Source organism: uncultured Ferrimonas sp., from assembly GCF_947489035.1.
Taxonomy (GTDB): domain Bacteria; phylum Pseudomonadota; class Gammaproteobacteria; order Enterobacterales; family Shewanellaceae; genus Ferrimonas.
Genome location: NZ_CANLCI010000015.1, coordinates 1 through 16,970, shown reverse-complemented (window position 1 = coordinate 16,970; position 16,970 = coordinate 1). Strand labels below are relative to the sequence as shown.

General features: G+C 53.3%; 12 protein-coding genes. 3 read left to right on the top strand and 9 right to left on the bottom strand.

Annotated elements, in window-relative coordinates; translation table 11 throughout:
* Positions 1-32: 32 nt before the first annotated feature.
* From Q0796_RS10540 to Q0796_RS10510, 7 genes are all read right to left on the bottom strand, one after another.
* Positions 33-626 (bottom strand): AraC family transcriptional regulator, encoded by a 594-nt coding sequence (locus Q0796_RS10540; RefSeq protein ID WP_298442741.1) that lies wholly within the window; start codon positions 624-626, stop codon positions 33-35.
* Positions 627-640: 14 nt separating this feature from the next.
* Positions 641-1,813 (bottom strand): DUF3570 domain-containing protein, encoded by a 1,173-nt coding sequence (locus tag Q0796_RS10535; RefSeq protein ID WP_298442739.1) that lies wholly within the window; start codon positions 1,811-1,813, stop codon positions 641-643.
* The gene (locus tag Q0796_RS10530) at positions 1,800-2,048 is read right to left on the bottom strand and encodes a DUF4266 domain-containing protein (protein ID WP_298442736.1); all 249 of its coding nucleotides are present in this window, start codon (positions 2,046-2,048) and stop codon (positions 1,800-1,802) included. Before Q0796_RS10530 ends, Q0796_RS10535 begins: the two co-directional genes overlap by 14 nt.
* A gap of 4 nt (positions 2,049-2,052) precedes the next feature.
* Positions 2,053-2,562: a TlpA disulfide reductase family protein gene (locus Q0796_RS10525; protein ID WP_298442734.1), complete on the bottom strand. Its 510-nt coding sequence runs from the start codon at positions 2,560-2,562 to the stop codon at positions 2,053-2,055.
* A gap of 29 nt (positions 2,563-2,591) precedes the next feature.
* Positions 2,592-3,242, bottom strand: a complete 651-nt coding sequence (locus Q0796_RS10520) for an outer membrane beta-barrel domain-containing protein (protein ID WP_298442732.1) — start codon at positions 3,240-3,242, stop codon at positions 2,592-2,594.
* Positions 3,212-3,943: an SH3 domain-containing protein gene (locus Q0796_RS10515; protein ID WP_298442729.1), complete on the bottom strand. Its 732-nt coding sequence runs from the start codon at positions 3,941-3,943 to the stop codon at positions 3,212-3,214. The genes Q0796_RS10520 and Q0796_RS10515 overlap by 31 nt, the downstream gene beginning before the upstream one ends.
* 61 nt (positions 3,944-4,004) lie before the next feature.
* Positions 4,005-6,683, bottom strand: coding sequence for a hypothetical protein (locus Q0796_RS10510; protein ID WP_298442726.1), 2,679 nt, complete (start codon positions 6,681-6,683; stop codon positions 4,005-4,007).
* A 349-nt stretch (positions 6,684-7,032) separates the two neighbouring features.
* Between Q0796_RS10510 and Q0796_RS10505 the strand changes: the two genes are divergently transcribed.
* The 3 genes from Q0796_RS10505 to Q0796_RS10495 all read left to right on the top strand — a co-directional run bounded on the left by Q0796_RS10505 (position 7,033) and on the right by Q0796_RS10495 (position 12,296).
* Complete coding sequence (locus Q0796_RS10505) at positions 7,033-8,193, top strand: hypothetical protein (RefSeq protein WP_298442723.1); 1,161 nt, start codon at positions 7,033-7,035, stop codon at positions 8,191-8,193.
* A 2-nt stretch (positions 8,194-8,195) separates the two neighbouring features.
* Positions 8,196-10,634 (top strand): LamG domain-containing protein, encoded by a 2,439-nt coding sequence (locus Q0796_RS10500; protein ID WP_298442720.1) that lies wholly within the window; start codon positions 8,196-8,198, stop codon positions 10,632-10,634.
* Positions 10,635-10,718: 84 nt separating this feature from the next.
* Positions 10,719-12,296 carry a general secretion pathway protein GspF gene (locus Q0796_RS10495; protein ID WP_298442717.1) on the top strand — a complete coding sequence of 526 codons (1,578 nt, stop codon included), beginning with the start codon at positions 10,719-10,721 and terminating at the stop codon, positions 12,294-12,296.
* 63 nt (positions 12,297-12,359) lie between these two features.
* On the opposite strand, the gene Q0796_RS10490 is transcribed toward Q0796_RS10495, so the two are convergent.
* A complete protein-coding gene (locus tag Q0796_RS10490) occupies positions 12,360-13,292 on the bottom strand; it encodes an FAD:protein FMN transferase (RefSeq protein ID WP_298442714.1) in 933 nt (310 codons plus the stop codon).
* Positions 13,293-13,494: 202 nt separating this feature from the next.
* Positions 13,495-16,470 carry a TonB-dependent receptor plug domain-containing protein gene (locus Q0796_RS10485; protein ID WP_298442712.1) on the bottom strand — a complete coding sequence of 992 codons (2,976 nt, stop codon included), beginning with the start codon at positions 16,468-16,470 and terminating at the stop codon, positions 13,495-13,497.
* Positions 16,471-16,970: the final 500 nt, after the last annotated feature.

Genomic DNA, 16,970 nt, shown 5'->3' with positions numbered 1-16,970 from the left:
TGGTTGCGCTGGCGTTAGCCACGATGTGGGGATCACAGCTGCCATTGCTCTACTTGCACCTTGGCCCGCAGGTTGCTTTCTACATCGGTGATTTTTAATTCCAGCATCACCGCATCGTCTTCTTTATTGAATTGATGGCTGATGGCCCGCTCGACTGGCCGACCTTCGCGATCGGTGCCGCTGAAGATGGCCGTGAGTTGGTGTTGGCCGGTTTTGATGTTGCCCAGATAGAGGCGTTGGATCCCCCCTTGCTCAAGGGCGTGGCGTTGCCGTTCGGTATAGAGAAAGCCAACCCGATCTTGGCCATCAATTTTCAGTTCGGCGCCATCAAGCCGGAAGAACCGGCCGACATCCACCGACACAAACACCGCTAACTGGGTACTGGCCGGAAACAACAGATCCTCTTCCAAGATAAACAGATCGCGATTGAGTTTAAGCACCTGACTTTTAAGCTGTTCAAGTTGCAGAGCCAGTTCACTGTCGTTGAGAACGGGGGCTTGGGGCGGCGGGCTGTCGTTCGCGTTGGCGGCATTGGCACCGAGCAGCAACACCGCAATGGCGATGGCGCGTAACAACGCCAACAGATTAAGTTGCTGAGCAAATTTGGACAGTAAAGCTGAGATCATTGCACGCCACTCCATTAGAAATACAGACTATAAAAGGCCCGCACCACATTGGCGGAAAATTGGTAAAAGGGTTCATTGCCGACACCGCCACTGGCGGTGGGATCGCGAAAATTGTCGTAATCGAAACGGATGTGATCCCATTGCAGCGAGATCTCCGAGGGCAGATCGGCGATGGTTAACGTTGCTGGCAGTTGGTAGGTCAGCCCAAGGCCAAGGGTGTAATTGTTAAATTCGCTGAGCTCTTTATCGCGAGCCAAATAGTTTTGCGCATCACGAAAGGCAAACAGATCGCTGTAGAACTCCGCTTGGCTTTGCTGGTAGTAGCGCAGTTTCAGCTCCAGTTCGAGCTGCTGCAGCAGCGGCTGGCGATAACCTAACTCGATGTCGTTGGCGCTGATCTCCCAGCTGTCACGGTAGTAGCGGTAATGGCCGAGTAGGGCAGCCCGATAAGGCAGGAAGTAGCTGGCGGACACTTTAGCCGCGAACGAGTTGCGGGTCTCGGGGTAGACTTCCGCTTGGTAACCCACCCCTGCTGGAATGGTGCTGTCGAGGTAGCGCACGGTGCGATAGGGGTTATTCAGAAAACCCTGATCGGCGATCGCTTCGATATTGAGTTGGGTTGTCAGATTACGACTCACAATTTGGCTTAATCCGGCGCTGACTCGGTATTGTTCGCTGCGGGCGCTGAAGTTGTCGTCGCCGTTCCGGCCGATGTCGTTGTCGCCGTAGCCCAAGCCCAAACTGAGGGTGGTGAGATCGCCAAAGGTGTCTTGCGACACGCTCAAGCCGATGGAACGAGACAGGTAATCGTCTTCGTCGCTTTGGCGTAGGCTTAGCGCAATTAAGGTTTTATCGCGCAGGTATTCCAACCCCAGTTGACCTTCATGGCGCTCTTCGGTGTAGGGACTGGCGGTACTGATGACATCCACCGACGCCGATGAGATGCTGTCTAAGTAGTAATAGGCGCTAACGGCCACGGATTCGCTGGCTTTCTTGCGGATCAATAAGGCGGGGCCGTCGATGCTCATGCCGCCGCCGTGGTAGCTGTGGTAAAGCACATCGGCACGATCCGGCGGCAAAATGGCGCCATAAGCACCGCCGCTGGTGAGCGTAAGCAGTAAAACGCCTAGAAGCGTGGTGCTAAGGTTTGCGGCGGCGCCACCCCAAGTGCAGTTAGTTACAGCCACAGCCACCGCCTCCGGTACCTTCCGCGCCACGGGCGGCTTCTCGGCCTTCTAACACGTGCGCCACATGCATATTAGCGATGGGATGACGGTTAAAGCTCATGATCGGATCCGACAGATTTTGGCGTTCATAGGGCTTTACCCAAGGTTCGATCCCAAGGCTTGAACAACCGCTTAGCCCCAGCAGGGCGGTAAGCAGGGCGAGCTTGGCGCAGCGACGACAGTTAAACGCAGTCATGTGATTATTCTCGGATCAGCTTTTTGATGGTTTTCTCGTATTTCTTTTCATAGCCATCTTTGTAGCCGTGGTACACCTGCCGCACCTTGCCATCGCGATCAACGATAACGGTGGTGGGCATGGCGATCACGTTGTAGGACTCAGACAAATCGTTGTTGGCATCGAATAGGATCGGGAAGCGTAATTCGGTGTTTAAATTGGCGAGGAACTGCCGTCCGGCTTGGTTATCTTGCTCGACATTGACGCCCCAGATCTGCACCCCTAAGTCCTGATACTTCTGCTGCATCTCATCCAAAATGGGCATCTCTTTGCGGCAAGGGCCGCACCACGAGGCCCAAAAGTTGATCACCATAATGTCGCCACGCTGTTCCGCGAGATTGAGGTTGCTGCCGCTTAAGCTTTTAAGGGTGAAATCTGGCGCCAATTCGCCCAGTTCCACCGACTGCACTTGAGTACAGAGCAGCAAGCTGGCGGCGGCCAGCAGCTGTCGTCCATGACCGATTAACTTCAACATCTGCAAATCCTTTTGTACGGGTGTTGCGGTTAAAAATAGACCGCAACACCGGTGGCGAATGTAAGGTTGTGAGTGGTTTTAGAGGCACCAGTGACTTCGGTGTTGAACACGTAGTCACTCATGCTGATGTCCCATGCGATCCAATCGGTTAAAAACACTCGGAAATTGGTGGTCAGATCGACGGTGAACTGTTCATCCCCCGCAAATTCGGTGCTGCCACCGCCCAGTTCAATGGAAAACACGCTGTTAAAGCCCCAATCCGGGCTGACAAAAATCTCGCCGGGAAAGAGGTTGTAACCAATATTCAGGCCGTAGTAGCGCAGCTCGCGTTCGGCATCGGTCAGCAACGGTGCGGTGTTACTGAGCTTTTCAAAGCTGGTTTCGCCGGCGTCGGCTAAGGCGTAACGTGCCTTAACGTAAAAATACTCGCTGAGGTGGTAGCCCAGATGGGCGCTGAACCAAGGGTTACTCTCAAAGTCTTCTACGCTGATGATCCCGCCTTGCAGGCCGAACTCGAAATTTTCGCTGTCGAGCAGATCGTCAACCACGTCGCGCCGATCCACATCCGCGGGCACGGGAACGGGATCTTGGGGGGCGGTTTGCGCGGACAACGGCGTGGCCACCATGCTGGCCAGCACTAAGGTCGGCGTTAAAAGAAGACGCCGATGCCAATTTTCCATGTTTCTATCTCTTCGTTTTGGTCACGATCGGTCAGTGCCAGCGATAAACGGTACTCGGCTCGCACGATGAAATTACGGCTAATGTGGTATTTGATGCCGCTGGTGGCGCTCATTAAGGCGTGATCTCGTTTGATGCCATCGGCAATCACGCCGTGGGGCGAGGTGCTGATGTAGCCGCCACCGATGCCGACGTAGGGCACCACTGGCCATTCCGGCACCAGGTGGCTCATTAGCATCAGTTCAAATAGGCTGCTGTCGGATATTTTGCCAAGGGCTTTGCCGGCCGAGAGTTCGGCACTGAACACATCCGACAAGGCGATGTCGGCGTAGATGTTGTAGAAGTTGGCGCCTTCCAGATCGCCATATAGCACGCCGCTTTCCCAGTGACGCAGGGCAAAACTGGGGTTGGCTTGAGCGTTCAGTAACGGTTGCGATTGGTACAACAAGCCGGTGAGTGCTTGGCTAGGCACCCAGCCTTGCTGGCCACGTTTATCCTGTACCTTGATCCAACTGGTGCGCGTTAACAGCAAGGTGACGTCTTCACCTTGCTCAAGCACCTGCACGACCGGATAACCGATGCCGGGGCCGGAATGCAGCTCAACCAACGGCACTGCGATGGTGGTGAGCAGCGGGTTGTTGCCGCCATTGGCAAACCACGAACAGAAGACAAGGCAGAGCGCCAGCGATGGGAGGTGTTTCACTTGGCGTTCCTTCGGTGAGCGCCACAGCGGCACAGACAATAAGACAAACAGGGCATGATGATCACGGCAGTGGGTAGAAAGGGGTGTTGTAGTATTGGGCGCCAATATCCAGCCATTCGCTGAGCAGCCGTAATTCATCAGCCGACATCATATTTTGGTGGGTAGGGTTGTTGAGCACCTCAAAGAAGCGAGCACTGGAACGGGCGCCATTGGGGCTTAGGATCGGCCGAACCGTCACCGTGGTCAGCAACGGGATCGGGTTGCCTTCGTCATCCAAAATCAGTTCGCCGTCGTTGTCGGTTTGGAACACCACGTTGCCCTCGTCATCCAGCACTTCAATCAGCCGATCAACCAAGATGCCATCCATGGTTTCCTGCTCTAGATCGTTAAAAAGCAGTTCGCGATAACTGCTGAGGTGAGCGGGCTGATCGGGGGAGGGGGCAGCCAGCAGTGCTAATTGTCCGGCCGGCACCTGCGCGAGGTTGTCGCTATCAACAAGGTTGTGGCAGCGGGTGCAGGTGTTATCCGCCAGCAACATTTGGCTGTCTGGATCCACGGTCTGCCTTGGGGTGTCCCACAGGGGTTGAATGTGTTCGGCGTAATTGATCTGCAAGCGGCAATAGGGAGTCCAATTATCAAAACAGGCACTGCCCGCTGGGGCGGCGGTACTAAGGGCTTGATAGCTAAGCTGTTCATCGGCATTGGCTTGGCCGCTGGCGCGGTTGGTCCAGATGTCGCGATAACTTAAATTAGCGCTCAGCTGCGTTAAGCCATTCACCATCGCATCGGCTTCTGCCATGGTTTGCCCCTGTACGGGGATGATCTGCTCGGAAGCGTTGGGGAAGGGGAAGCCGCCTGCGGCACCGTTGTTGATGCTGGCCAGTTGGGCATCAAGCCTGCCGTGGGGTTGGCTGCTAGTGCGACTGTGGCAACCATTGCAGCTGAGGGTTTCCCCAGGGCGCAGGCTGATCCACTGTTGATGGCGATCACTGATGCGTTGACCGTCACCGTCTAATACGCTGATCGCCAGCGGCACATTGGCAGGCACCTGCACCTTGACCGAACCATCGGGCTGGATCGGGGCGTACCCTAGGATCTCGCGCATTAACTGGTTACGGCTGCGGCCAAAATCGGTGTTGGCGATGTCGCGCACCTCGTCCGGCGGCATTGGCACGCCACGTAAAACCCGCAGATAACGCGCAGGGCGTTCGTTGGCACGGGTTTGCGCCGGATCGCTTAAAGCAGCGATGCCGTTGGGGTTGTTGGCCGAAACGCTCAGATCGTTGCCGTCAAAGTCGTAAACGCTGCGGATGTGCAGCGCGCCAGAGAGCTGCTCGACCAACTGGGGATCCAGCTCATTGCCCGCCACTTTATCGGCGATGTAGGCTTTGGGTTGCAAACTCGGCTGCATCACTACCGCTTCAGTGATCCCCATCCCTTCGCTGCTGGTCGCGATCCGTTGCTGGGTGCCTTCGGCGTTGTTGAGCAGCCACAGTTCGTACAAGGCTGGAGCGGGTTGCACGTTATCCGCGGCCAGTTGTTCGGCGCTTAATTGGCCACAGCCGCGCAGTACGTCATCGACTAATACCCGACACAGATCCCAGCTCAGCAGATAGCGTTCACTGTGATCCGGTAACGGGTAGAGTGCATTCAAGCGGCCGTTTTGATTGAGCTGTTCAGAGAAACTGAACGGCAAGTTGGCTAAAACGAAATCGGCCATGGCGGTGTCGGTGCTGGTGCTGCCATCAATGGGTTGTTGATTATCGCTGAATTGGTCGAGATTGATGGTGACGGGGCGTTTCTGCAGTTGGCTTTCATCGCGGCCATTGAGCAACAGTAAAATGTGGCCGTTTGCTAACTGTTGTGGCTTTACAAATTCAATCGATTCAAGTTGTTGTTCAAATTGCTGTTGATGCGAGTGCCAACCAAACATTATCTGGTTTTCACTGCCATCGGGATCCATCTGGTAGAGGTTTATTCCGTGCTCGCCGCCCATTGCATCCCAGCGGCTATATAGAATTTTACCGTTTTGCTGCACTAACGGATAAAAATCGTGGCTTAAATTAAAGCTGAGTTGTTTGATGGCACTGCCATCGGCTTCCATAACGTGAATATTAAACACGTCATTATTACGGCGTTCGTCAATAAAGGTATATTGGGGTTTGCCTTCGTCTAATAATATTGCCCGCGATAAACGTTGCCGGGTTGAGGCAAAAATAATGCGCCCATCCGGCAAAAGCGATGGCATCAAGTCGTCCCCTTGCTCTGCCAGATTATCGTTGCTGATCAGCCGTTGCAGTTGCTGGCTGGAATGCTGGTAACGCCATAGGTTCCAGCTGGGTTGCAGCGCTTCATCCACCCCTTCTAATTCTGGGGCTCGCAGGGAAAACAGTAAGCTGTCGCCATCGTCTGAAACCGACAGATCACGAATGTCGATGGGGCCAGCATCAGCAAATAATTCGGCGGTTAAATTAATCGCAACGGTATCAGCTAATGCATTGTTTTTTATATATAGGTTTGCGCCGGGGTTAAATTTGGCGGGATCTCGCAAGTCGAAACTGGGGGCACGAATCAGGCTATTGTCAGGATCGTCAATCAGCGCACGTTGCAGATAAACCAGTGGGTATTCCACCAAAACGGGATCCGGTTGTTCACTGCGGATTGCGGTTTCGGTGTCGCACCCTGATAAGACTGCAAGGCTTAACAGAAACCCTGCCTTGCATCCATGCGACGGCGCCATTGAAATTTCCTACTAAAAGAGAATACCGCGAGATAATGCTATCGACGCTGCAATTAACCTTGACATTATTGCCAGTGGATATCAGGATTTCAACAATTTTTTAACAAGACTATTTTGCACTGGCCGGATGGATGCCGGTAAATGAAAATTGAATTACGAGTTTATTCTCCCCAGCAAATGTGAGTTTAATTGCCATTATTCAATGTTTTATTTTGCAATGTAGTGACAGGGAGTCGCTATGACGAGGGATCTTGGTCGATTAAGCTGCCGGCGTGGGCGTCAATATAAGAGACAAAGGTCAAAAAGCGGGCGGTTAATTTCATTAGCCAGCAGCGCCATTTTTTCATTATTGTTCGCCACTGCCAGCCTGGCCGGCACGCTTGAGCAAGCGAAGCGACTGCACGATCGCCTTGCCGGAGTGCCCGCCAATGAGGCGCAGTTAACTGCCATCGCGGCCTTGCTGGATCAAAATCGGCCAATCGAAGCGGCTTATTTAGCGATGGAGACTCCGGCGTTCTACTCCACCACGTTAAAACTGTTTGCCGCGCCTTGGACCAACATCGATCAAGACAAATTCGAACCCCTTAACGATTACAGCGCCACGGTGATAGGCGCGATACGTGATGACGTAGACTTTCGCCAGATCCTGCAAGGGGATCTGCTTTATGTCGGCCGAGAATCGTTAGGGTTACCCCCTTATAACCGCAGTAATAACGATCATTATCTGGCGCTAGAACAAGGCTTTGTTGATTTAAAACAGGGGCTGGAAGCGGTGTCTCAGGCCAGTGTCACGGGGTTGCCAATAACGGCGACCGCTGGGGTGCTAACCAGCCGTGCCGCCGCCAAATCGTTTTTCTACTTAGGCACCAACCGAGCAATGCTGCGCTTTACCCTAATGAATCACCTTTGCACCGATCTGGAACCGCTGAAGGACAACACCCGCTCGCCGGATCGCATTCGCCAAGACGTAAGCCGCAGCCCCGGTGGCGATAGCCGTTTGTTTTTGAACAACTGCTTAGCTTGCCATAGTGGCATGGATCCGTTGGCGCAGGCGTTTGCTTATTACGATTATCAGTTTGATCGCGATGGCGATCCTAATGGTGATTCTGGCCGGTTAAGTTACAACCAAAGTGGCATGACCGATCCGCAAACCGGCCGTCGGGTGCAGGCCAAATACCACCTTAATGCCACCACCTTTCCCTACGGCTATGTGACCGAAGATGACCAATGGCGTAACTACTGGCGCCAAGGGGTCAATCAGCATTTGGGCTGGGATCCGAGTTTGAGTGGCCAAGGCAGTGGCGCCAAATCATTGGGGCAAGAGCTGGCCAACAGCGCCGCGTTTGCCCAGTGCCAAGTGAAAAAGGTTTTTAATACCGTCTGTTTGCGCGACGCTGAATCGGAAGCGGATCTGGCTCAGATCAGCGCAACGACCGCTTCATTTAAACAGCACGACTATCAGCTAAAGCGCGCGTTTGCTGAAGTCGGCGCCTACTGCATGGGAGAGTAACCATGAGCCATTTTGCATCTCAGTGGGCGCTGTCCTTATCGGTACTGGCACTGTTGGCCGGTTGTGGTGGCGGTGACGTAGAACCCAACCCACCGCCGCCGCAGGAACAACCTTCAAACGAGTACCTTGGCCCAGCGCCATCGACCCCTGACATTCAAAAGTACAAAGTGTCGCTGTGGGACAACATCGCCAGCCAAGATAAGTGCGGCTCCTGCCATACCGAAGGCGCTCAAGCGCCGTACTTTGCCAGCAATGAAGACGTGAATGACGCCTATGCCGCCACCTTGCCGCTGGTGGATTTAACCAATCCGGCCGCCTCGCGTTTGGTGGATAAAGTGGCCGGTGGCCATAACTGCTGGCTAAGCAGCGACAGCGCCTGTGGTGAAACCATGGCGCAATGGATCAAGCTGTGGTCTGATGAACGAGTCAGTGCGGTGACCACCATTGAACTGACGGCACCGATCCTGCGTGAACCCGGTGCCAGTAAAAATTATCCGGCAGATACCACGCTATTTAGTCAGCAACTGTACCCCTTATTGAATCAATATTGTGCCCAGTGCCACAACGAAGGGGCGGATACGCCGCAGTCGCCGTTTTTCGCCAGTAACGACATCGATCTTGCTTATGACGCGGCCACAAAGGTGTTTAACATTGATGAGCCGTCGCAGTCGCGCTTGGTCGTACGCCTTGGCAGTGAATTCCATAACTGTTGGAGCAACTGCCAAGACAACAGCGCCGAAATGCTGGCGGCGATCCAAGCGTTCAGTGATGCCATTGACGTGGATGCGATCTCGCCCGAGATGGTGGTATCCAAAGGGCTGCGTTTAACCGACGGCATCACCGCCTCAAGCGGCGGCCGTTATGAATCCGATCTGATCGCGCTGTACCAATTTAAAGCGGGCGAGGGCAGTGTTGCTTTCGATACCTCTGGGATCAGCCCTGCGGCCAACTTAAACCTGTCTGGAGAGGTGAAGTGGCTGGGCAGCTGGGGCCTAGCCTTTAACAACGGCAAAGCGCAGGCCAGCACCGCCAGCAGCAAAAAGCTGCATGACTTGATCCGTGCCACCAACGAGTTCACCGTCGAAGCGTGGGTAACGCCAAGCAACGTGACCCAGGAAGGGCCCGCCCGCATTGTGACTTACTCTGCGGGCGACAACGATCGCAACTTTACCCTTGGCCAAACCCAATACAACTACGATTTCTTGCTGCGAACGGAAGCCACTAACGGCAACGGCGATCCGGCTTTAAGCACGCCAGATGCGGATGAAGTGTTGCAGGCCACCTTGCAACACGTGGTGCTGAGCTACAACGCTGTGGAAGGGCGCAAAATCTACGTTAATGGCCAATTGATTGAGGTGGCGGATGACGACATCGCCCCGCTGGCCGGTTGGGACGACAGCTTTGCGCTGATCTTAGGCCGGGAAGCCTCGAACCAGCATGTGTGGCAGGGGGACATTCGCCTTTTAGCCATCTACAACCGCCAGTTAACAGCCGAGCAGATCCAGCAAAACTACGAGGTGGGCGTTGGGGAAAAATTCTATCTGTTGTTCTCCATCAGCCACCTAATGGATCTGCCCAACACCTATGTGATGTTCGAAGTCAGTCAGTTTGATAATTACAGTTACTTGTTTAGCCAGGCCTCGCTGGTGAACATTGATGGCAGCGCGGTTAGCGAGGGTTTTGAGATAAAGGGAATGCGCCTTGGCATTAATGGCAAAGAGAGCGCCCAAGGGCAGGCTTACGCCAATCTGGAGAGCCTGATCGGCACGGGGCAAGCGTTGGCTGAACCCCTGTCGCTGTCGACCCTTGGCACCATTATTGGGCTAGAGAAGGGCGCCAGTAACGACGAGTTTTTCCTTACCTTTGAGCAGCTCGGGGAGCACACCAATGTGCGAGTGCCAGGGGTGTTTATCACTCCCGAAGCAATGCCAGCCAACAGCGAAACCGCCCACATCGGCGTGCGTAATTTCGCAGAAATTAATCACAGCATGAGCGTACTGACCGGGGTTGCCCAAAGCGCGCCGAAACCGGCCGCCACCTACCAGTTAGTGCAACGCCAATTGCCCAGTATCGATAACATCGACACCTTTATCTCGGCGCAGCAGATGGGGATCACCCAGTTGGCTATCGCCTATTGCGATGCCGCCGTGGAGGATCCGCTGATCCGCAGCCGTTGGTTGCCGCAGGTTGATTTTAGCCAGGCGCCCGCGCAGGCATTGAGCCCCGCCAACCGACCGTTGCTGTTAGTGCCCCTGCTGGATCAGTTAATGCCATTGGCGTTAACCAGTCAGCCCCAGCGACAACTGATCAGTACCGAGCTTGACGGCTTGATTGAGCGGTTGTCGGTGTGTGGCAGCAACTGCAACGCCGAGCGCACGCGCACCATCGCCAAATCCAGCTGTGCGGCGGTGCTGGCCAGTGCCGTAATGCTGGTGCAATAGCCATGAACCATGACACTGATTGCGCCCCGTTGATGCCATTAGCCGTGGCCCGTTACGCCGACAACAACGTACAAGGACAGTCCCATGAGTAAGCCAAAGCATTTGCACCCCGACAGTCCTTTACTGTTTGCCGATCACCGTAAGCCGATGACACGGCGGGAGTTTATCTCTGCGGGTCTGTGCCGGGGTGGCCAAGCCATTGCGGGCTTGTCGTTGTTGAGCTTATTTGCCAACCCCAACGAAGCTCGGGCGGCGTTATCACCGGATCTTGAAGCGCTGCGGAACCGTTGCGGCATCAATGTGCAGGGGGCGGGTAAGATCCCGTTCATCAGCTTTGATTTGGCTGGCGGTGCCAACATTGCTGGCTCGAATGTGTTGGTGGGCGGGGCAGGCGGCCAACAAGATTTTCTGTCGACCGCAGGGTATAACAAGCTGGGTTTGCCCGGTGATATGGCGCCTAATATTGCGAACCCCGATGTGGGGATCAGTGATTTTATCAATACCGATCTGGGCTTAGCCTTTCATTCCGATTCGCAGTTTCTGCGCGGGATCTTAGAGCGGGTATCACCAGAAACCGCCTCGCGCATTAGCGGCGCGGTGATCCCTAACCGTTCAGATAACGACACCGGCAATAACCCTCACAACCCGATGTACGCCATTGCCGCAGCAGGGGCAGATGGATCGTTGATGCCGTTGATCGGCTCGCGCAACACCGATTCCGGCGGCAATTCCATGGCCGCCGCCAATTTCATTGATTTGGGTAAACGCCCCACCAAGGTGGATCGACCGTCTGACGTTACCGGCTTGGTGGACGTTGGTGATCTGTTTGGGTTGTTGTCGCAGCAAGACGCGGTGGCGGTGATGGAGAGCATTCAGCGGATCAGCGCCCACAAGATGGCGGCGGTGAACAGTAACATCAGTCGCGATGCGGTGATCAAAGATCTCGTGAATTGCGGTTACGTTAAAAGTGCCGATCTGGCGGATCGTTTTGGCGATCCTTCCACCCTTAATCCGCTGCTGGATCCGGACATCGTTGGCCCCGGTGGGATCTTCTCGATGGCGGAATTTGACGCCGAACGTGAATTCCAGAAAACCGCTTCCATCATGAAGTTGGTGGTTAACGGCTATTCTGGTGCGGGCACCGTTACCATGGGCGGTTTTGACTATCATACCGGCGAGCGCGGCACCGGCGAACTGCGGGATCTGCGCGCGGGGCGCTGCATGGGCGCCTGTTTAGAGTACGCGGCGCGGCGTAATCAGCCGTTGATGATGTACGTTTTCAGCGATGGTTCGGTGGCCAGTAATGGCCGCATTGATGATTCCGTTGAAGGGCGCGGCAAGGGCGAATGGACCGGCGATAACTCTTCAACCGGTGCGTCATTCTTTTTGGTGTACAACCCCAGCGGCCGGCCACAATTGTTGGGCAGCAATGCCGAGCAGATGGCGCGGCATCAACAGCTTGGCTTTATGCGCGCCGATGCCTCGGTGGATACCGCTTCCGCGCCCTCGGCCAACAACGTGAACTTGCTGGTGGATACGGTGCTGCTGAACTACATGGCGTTGCATGGCGAACAGGGGCAGTTTAATGCCGTGGCACCTCGGCAGGGCTTGGGCAACGCCGCCATGCTTGACGCCCTGACGGCCTTTGCGCCGATCGTGTAAAGGCCGAAGCGATAAGCGGGTGTGCGTATGACAACGCCAGCTTATTGCTGCTATGGGCTTGGATTAGGGGGCACCCAGCCCCGCAGATAAGTGTAATTTTTGCCGATTGTCGATGATGATCGCTTCATAGCCCGCCAAGGTGTCGATAAGGGCCATGCCTTCGGTTAATCCCAGCACAAACACCGCCGTCGACAGGGCATCGACCTGAGTGGGATCCTTACCTATCACCGAAACACTCACCACTTCGCGAGCGCTGTCGCCGGTTTTTGGATTGATGATGTGGTGATAACGCACTCCATCTTCAATAAAGAAACGTTCGTAATCCCCCGAAGTTGAAATCGCTTCACTGGTTAATGGCAGGTGCACTGCGGTTTGAGCGGCCGCACGGGGGTGTTTTATCCCCACCATCCATGGTCGCCCGCGGCGATCCCCAAGTAATGCGGTGTCGCCTCCGGCGGCGATCAGTGCGTGTTCAACCCCTGCTTGTTGCAACAAAGCGAGGCTCTGTTTTACCGCGTAGCCCTTGGCAATGCCGCCCAAATCGATTTTAAGGTTGGGGTGGCTCAGGCTGACCGTGCTTGCTTGTGCATTTAGTTTGATGCCGCGGTAGTTGATGGCGGGCAGGGCTGCGCTGATCTGCTTGCTGTTTGGTCGTTGGCCTTGGCGGTAGTCGTATTGATAGCCCACCGAGGCATAGCTGATATCAAAGGCGCCGTTGGTCAGTGCGCTGATCTGGGCGGATTGAGATAACAAGGCGAACAGTTCGTCCGATAGCCGTAATGGCGTTTGGGCCGCGCTGCTGTTTATCTGGCTGAGTTCGCTGCTGGCTATGTATGGGCTCATTCTTTGCTCGATGCGTTGCATTTCATCCTGTACCGAGCGAATTAAGTGCTGCGCTTGCTGCTGGTCGACTAACCACAGCTCAACCCGTGCTTGGGTGCCCATTACCTGAAATTGCTGTTGATGCCACTGGGCTTGAGCCTCAGATGAAAGCATCAGAAGAGCGAGTAAATAAGCGAACGTTTTCAACATGAGATTTCAGGCGTAGATTGATTTTTAACTATTAAAAATCAATCTACTACGTTCGTCCATAAAGAATGGCTAACGGCGATTGATGCGGGGCCGGTGGGGGGCGCTTTGAAGCAAAAAAAACGCCCAGCAGGCTGCTGGGCGTTGCTTAGTTTAGCTTGGCTTTAAGTTAGAACACATAGCGTGCAGTTAAGCGCACAAAACGTGGGGTTTGAAACTCAGTCGGCGCCAAGAAGTTTGGATTTACTTCATTGTTGTCACGAGCCAAATCTTTCTGCTGGTTGAATTCAATGGCTTCGTCGAAGTTAAAGGCATTGAATACGTCAACTTTCAGCGTCAGAGCTTGGTCAGCCCAATTCGGCACGTAGCTTACGCCCAGATCCACATCGTAGGTCCAATCGGTGCGACCGTAATCACCGCGGCTGCTGAGTGTTGGTTGACCATTTTCATCTTTACAGTAGAAGCTGGACGCACTGTAGTTGCGGAAGTTGTTCTCATCAACCGGGCTTAAGTCGTCTAATGGGATATAACCGTTACAGCTTAATGGCGTGCCAGAAGCGATATTGACGTTGGCGGCGACCGACCACTCCTCGGTGATCTCGTAACGACCGTACACTTTAAACTGATGACGACGATCATTTGGCAAGTAACCATCACTGCCGTCTTGGAACAATTTGTGATCAAAATCCTGAGTCGCCCCAGCATCTTCTTGGCCCAAGGTGGAGTTTACGTAACCTTCTACATTGCCTTCACTTTTCGACCAAACGTACGACGCACTCATATTCCAGTTGTCAGACATCGCTTTTTCAAGGGTAAGTTCTAAGCCCTTGTAGCTGCGATCGTACTTGGGTAAGTCGAAGTAATCATTGGAGATGGTGACTGGAACCATGTTGCCATCGTTTTCTACGTCCATGTAAAGGCTTAAGTCTTTACCTGGGTTCACAATCAAACAGCCGGACAGGGTGGAATCGTCGAAATTATCGTAACCGTTGTCGGCTGCCCAGTTGATGAAACCATCGTGGGCACAAAAATCATCCATGCCGTCTTTGATTTCGCGGTACATCAACTTAACGCCAGCGGTCCAGTCTTCGCTTAACTCGCGCTGATAGCCGATGATCAATTCATCTTGATGCATTGGATCTAAATCGGAGACGGCGATATTGCGTGGATCCGGTCGTTGTTCATCGATCACTTCTGGGCCGAATTGAGCCCCCAAGTTAATGGGTGCACCCGTGGCAGGATCAAAGCCATCAACGAAATGGTATTTCTGGGTGAAATCTTCAGTTCGGGTTGCACGAATGTTGGTGTTGGCGGCAATCGGGATGTAGTAACGGCCTAAGCTACCGTACAACTTTTGGGTGGAGTCGCCATTGATGTCCCAAGAGAAACCTAAGCGCGGTGCCCATAAATCATCGGCCTCAACAAAGATGTCGCCATTGGCATCAAGGTTGCTGAAAGTTTCATTACGGATCCCGGCGTAGATTAACCAGTTGTCGCTGATCTGCCAGTTGTCTTCAATGTAGAAGGCTTCGTTTTCAACCCCAAAAGAGCCGGACTGGGTTTCGTAGGTACGAACGCGAACAGTCTGGGTACCAACGCCAACATCGGTACCGTTGACTACGCCACCGTTGCCTTCATTACCGTCAATGTAGCGGTAATAGATGTTGCCTGAATATTGCACGCCTGGAGAGTAAGAGGTGAACTCTTCTTTGTTGTAACCCGCACGGATGGTGTGATCACCCAGAGTGTATTCAAGATCCAGCTTGTAGCTGTCGCGCTCATCTTTTTCGTCGGTAAATTCAGGATCAATAACGGTGCTTTGCACCTGATTCCAACAGCCAATGTATTCGCGAGTGGTCCAAGTGCGATCGCCAGACGTATCCCAGGCATAAGCACAGTCACCACCGGGCAAACTGCGTGGATTACGGTTGTCATCTAATTGAGTCAGCGTGCCGTACATCAGGTTTACTGAAAGATCATCGGTAAGTTGGCCGCTGTAGGCGGCGATCAAGATATCACCGCCGTTTTCTTCAGTGTATTCAGTGTCTACTGCACCATGAGAGCCGGTGTAAGTTTGGCCATCAGGGTTGTTATACAGCACCTTATCCTGCTCACTTTCATTGTTGATGTAAGTCAGGCGGAATAAGTGATCATCGGTTAGGTAGTAATCGAGTTTCAGCAAGGCATTAGGTGAGCTGATCTCTTGATTGGTACTGGTGCTTTTGTAATACCAATCATTTTCATACTTTTGGCCTTCAATGTTGGCGTAGAAGAAGAGGGTATCTTCAATCAGTGGCCCACCGATGGAGACATTGTAAGAAAGAGAATCTTTTTTGTCCGCAGACACATAGCGTGCGTACGCTAAGTTGTCTTGTTCACTGCGGTCCAACACATCTTTGCCGCTTTCACGAAGGCTGTCTGGGGTGTAGTAAACCGCGCCGCCAAATTGCCATTCGTTGGTACCACTGCGAGTTACTACGTTGGTAACACCACCGAGTGCGCGACCATATTCTGCGCCGTAGCCACCGGTTTTAACCTGGGTTTGCGAAATCGCATCAAAAGGCAGGGCAGCGTAAGCCAAAAAGGTTTTGATGTTGGTTACGTCCATGCCATCAATGTAGAAGCCATTTTCTGCTACCGATGAGCCGCCAAACGACGCGATATTGCCAAACTCAGCAACCCCTTTTTGAGTACCGGGAGTCAGCAACGCCACCGAGGTTACATCGCGAGAAACCGGTAAGACTTCAATCTGATCTTGAGTAAAGACCATGGTTGATTCGGTTGATGTGGTATCGATTGCACTGATCCGCGAACCCGATACCGAGATAACTTCCATGTTATCACTACCAAAAATCACTGAGGAACCGGTACCAATGGTGACGATAATATCGCGACGTTCGCCGCTATCGGTTACCACGGTGTACTTTCCTGGTGGCACATCTTTAAAACGGAAGCGACCATCACTGTCTGCCGTAATGGTACGGCTTAGACCGGTGGCTTTACTTTCAAAGGTGACACTGGTGCCGGATTCGGCGTGACCATAAATGGAGCCGGTCACATTACTCGCTTGTGCCGGTACGCCTGCCAATGTGGCGGCCACAGCAAGAGCCGCAACCGTCATGCGGCAATGAAAAGTTCCCTTCATACAAAATCATCCCTAATTAGTTTTATATCAATGAGCTACATCATGTGTGTAACTTTTTCTAACCTAAAACCATGTAAAGAATTTGTAAAATGCTGTTGCTGCGGCATGGCTAATGCATGTCAGCAACAACCTCTGCATTGGATACAATATCCACTAGTGATGATTTAGGTTTTTCTCTCTGTCGAGGATAAACACTCATCAGCGCGGTTTATTTAGTGATTTACACCAATTTCATTTATTTTTTTGCTTGGTGATTCGGCTGCAATGGCTTTTGGTTTTTGAGCCTAACAAGTTGAAATTGAAGTTTTAAATGGAGGGAACGATGTTAGCGGATGGGGATGCTATTGAAGAATATGAAGCTTCTCATTGGTAAAGCGCAGGGCATTCGCCGCGGGGAACAATAATGAATAACCCACAAAAAAGGGCTGTGTACCAATTAGCTGTTGAACTTATTGTGCATGACCAGCTGCGGCATAAAGATCATTGCCGGAACCGCCCGG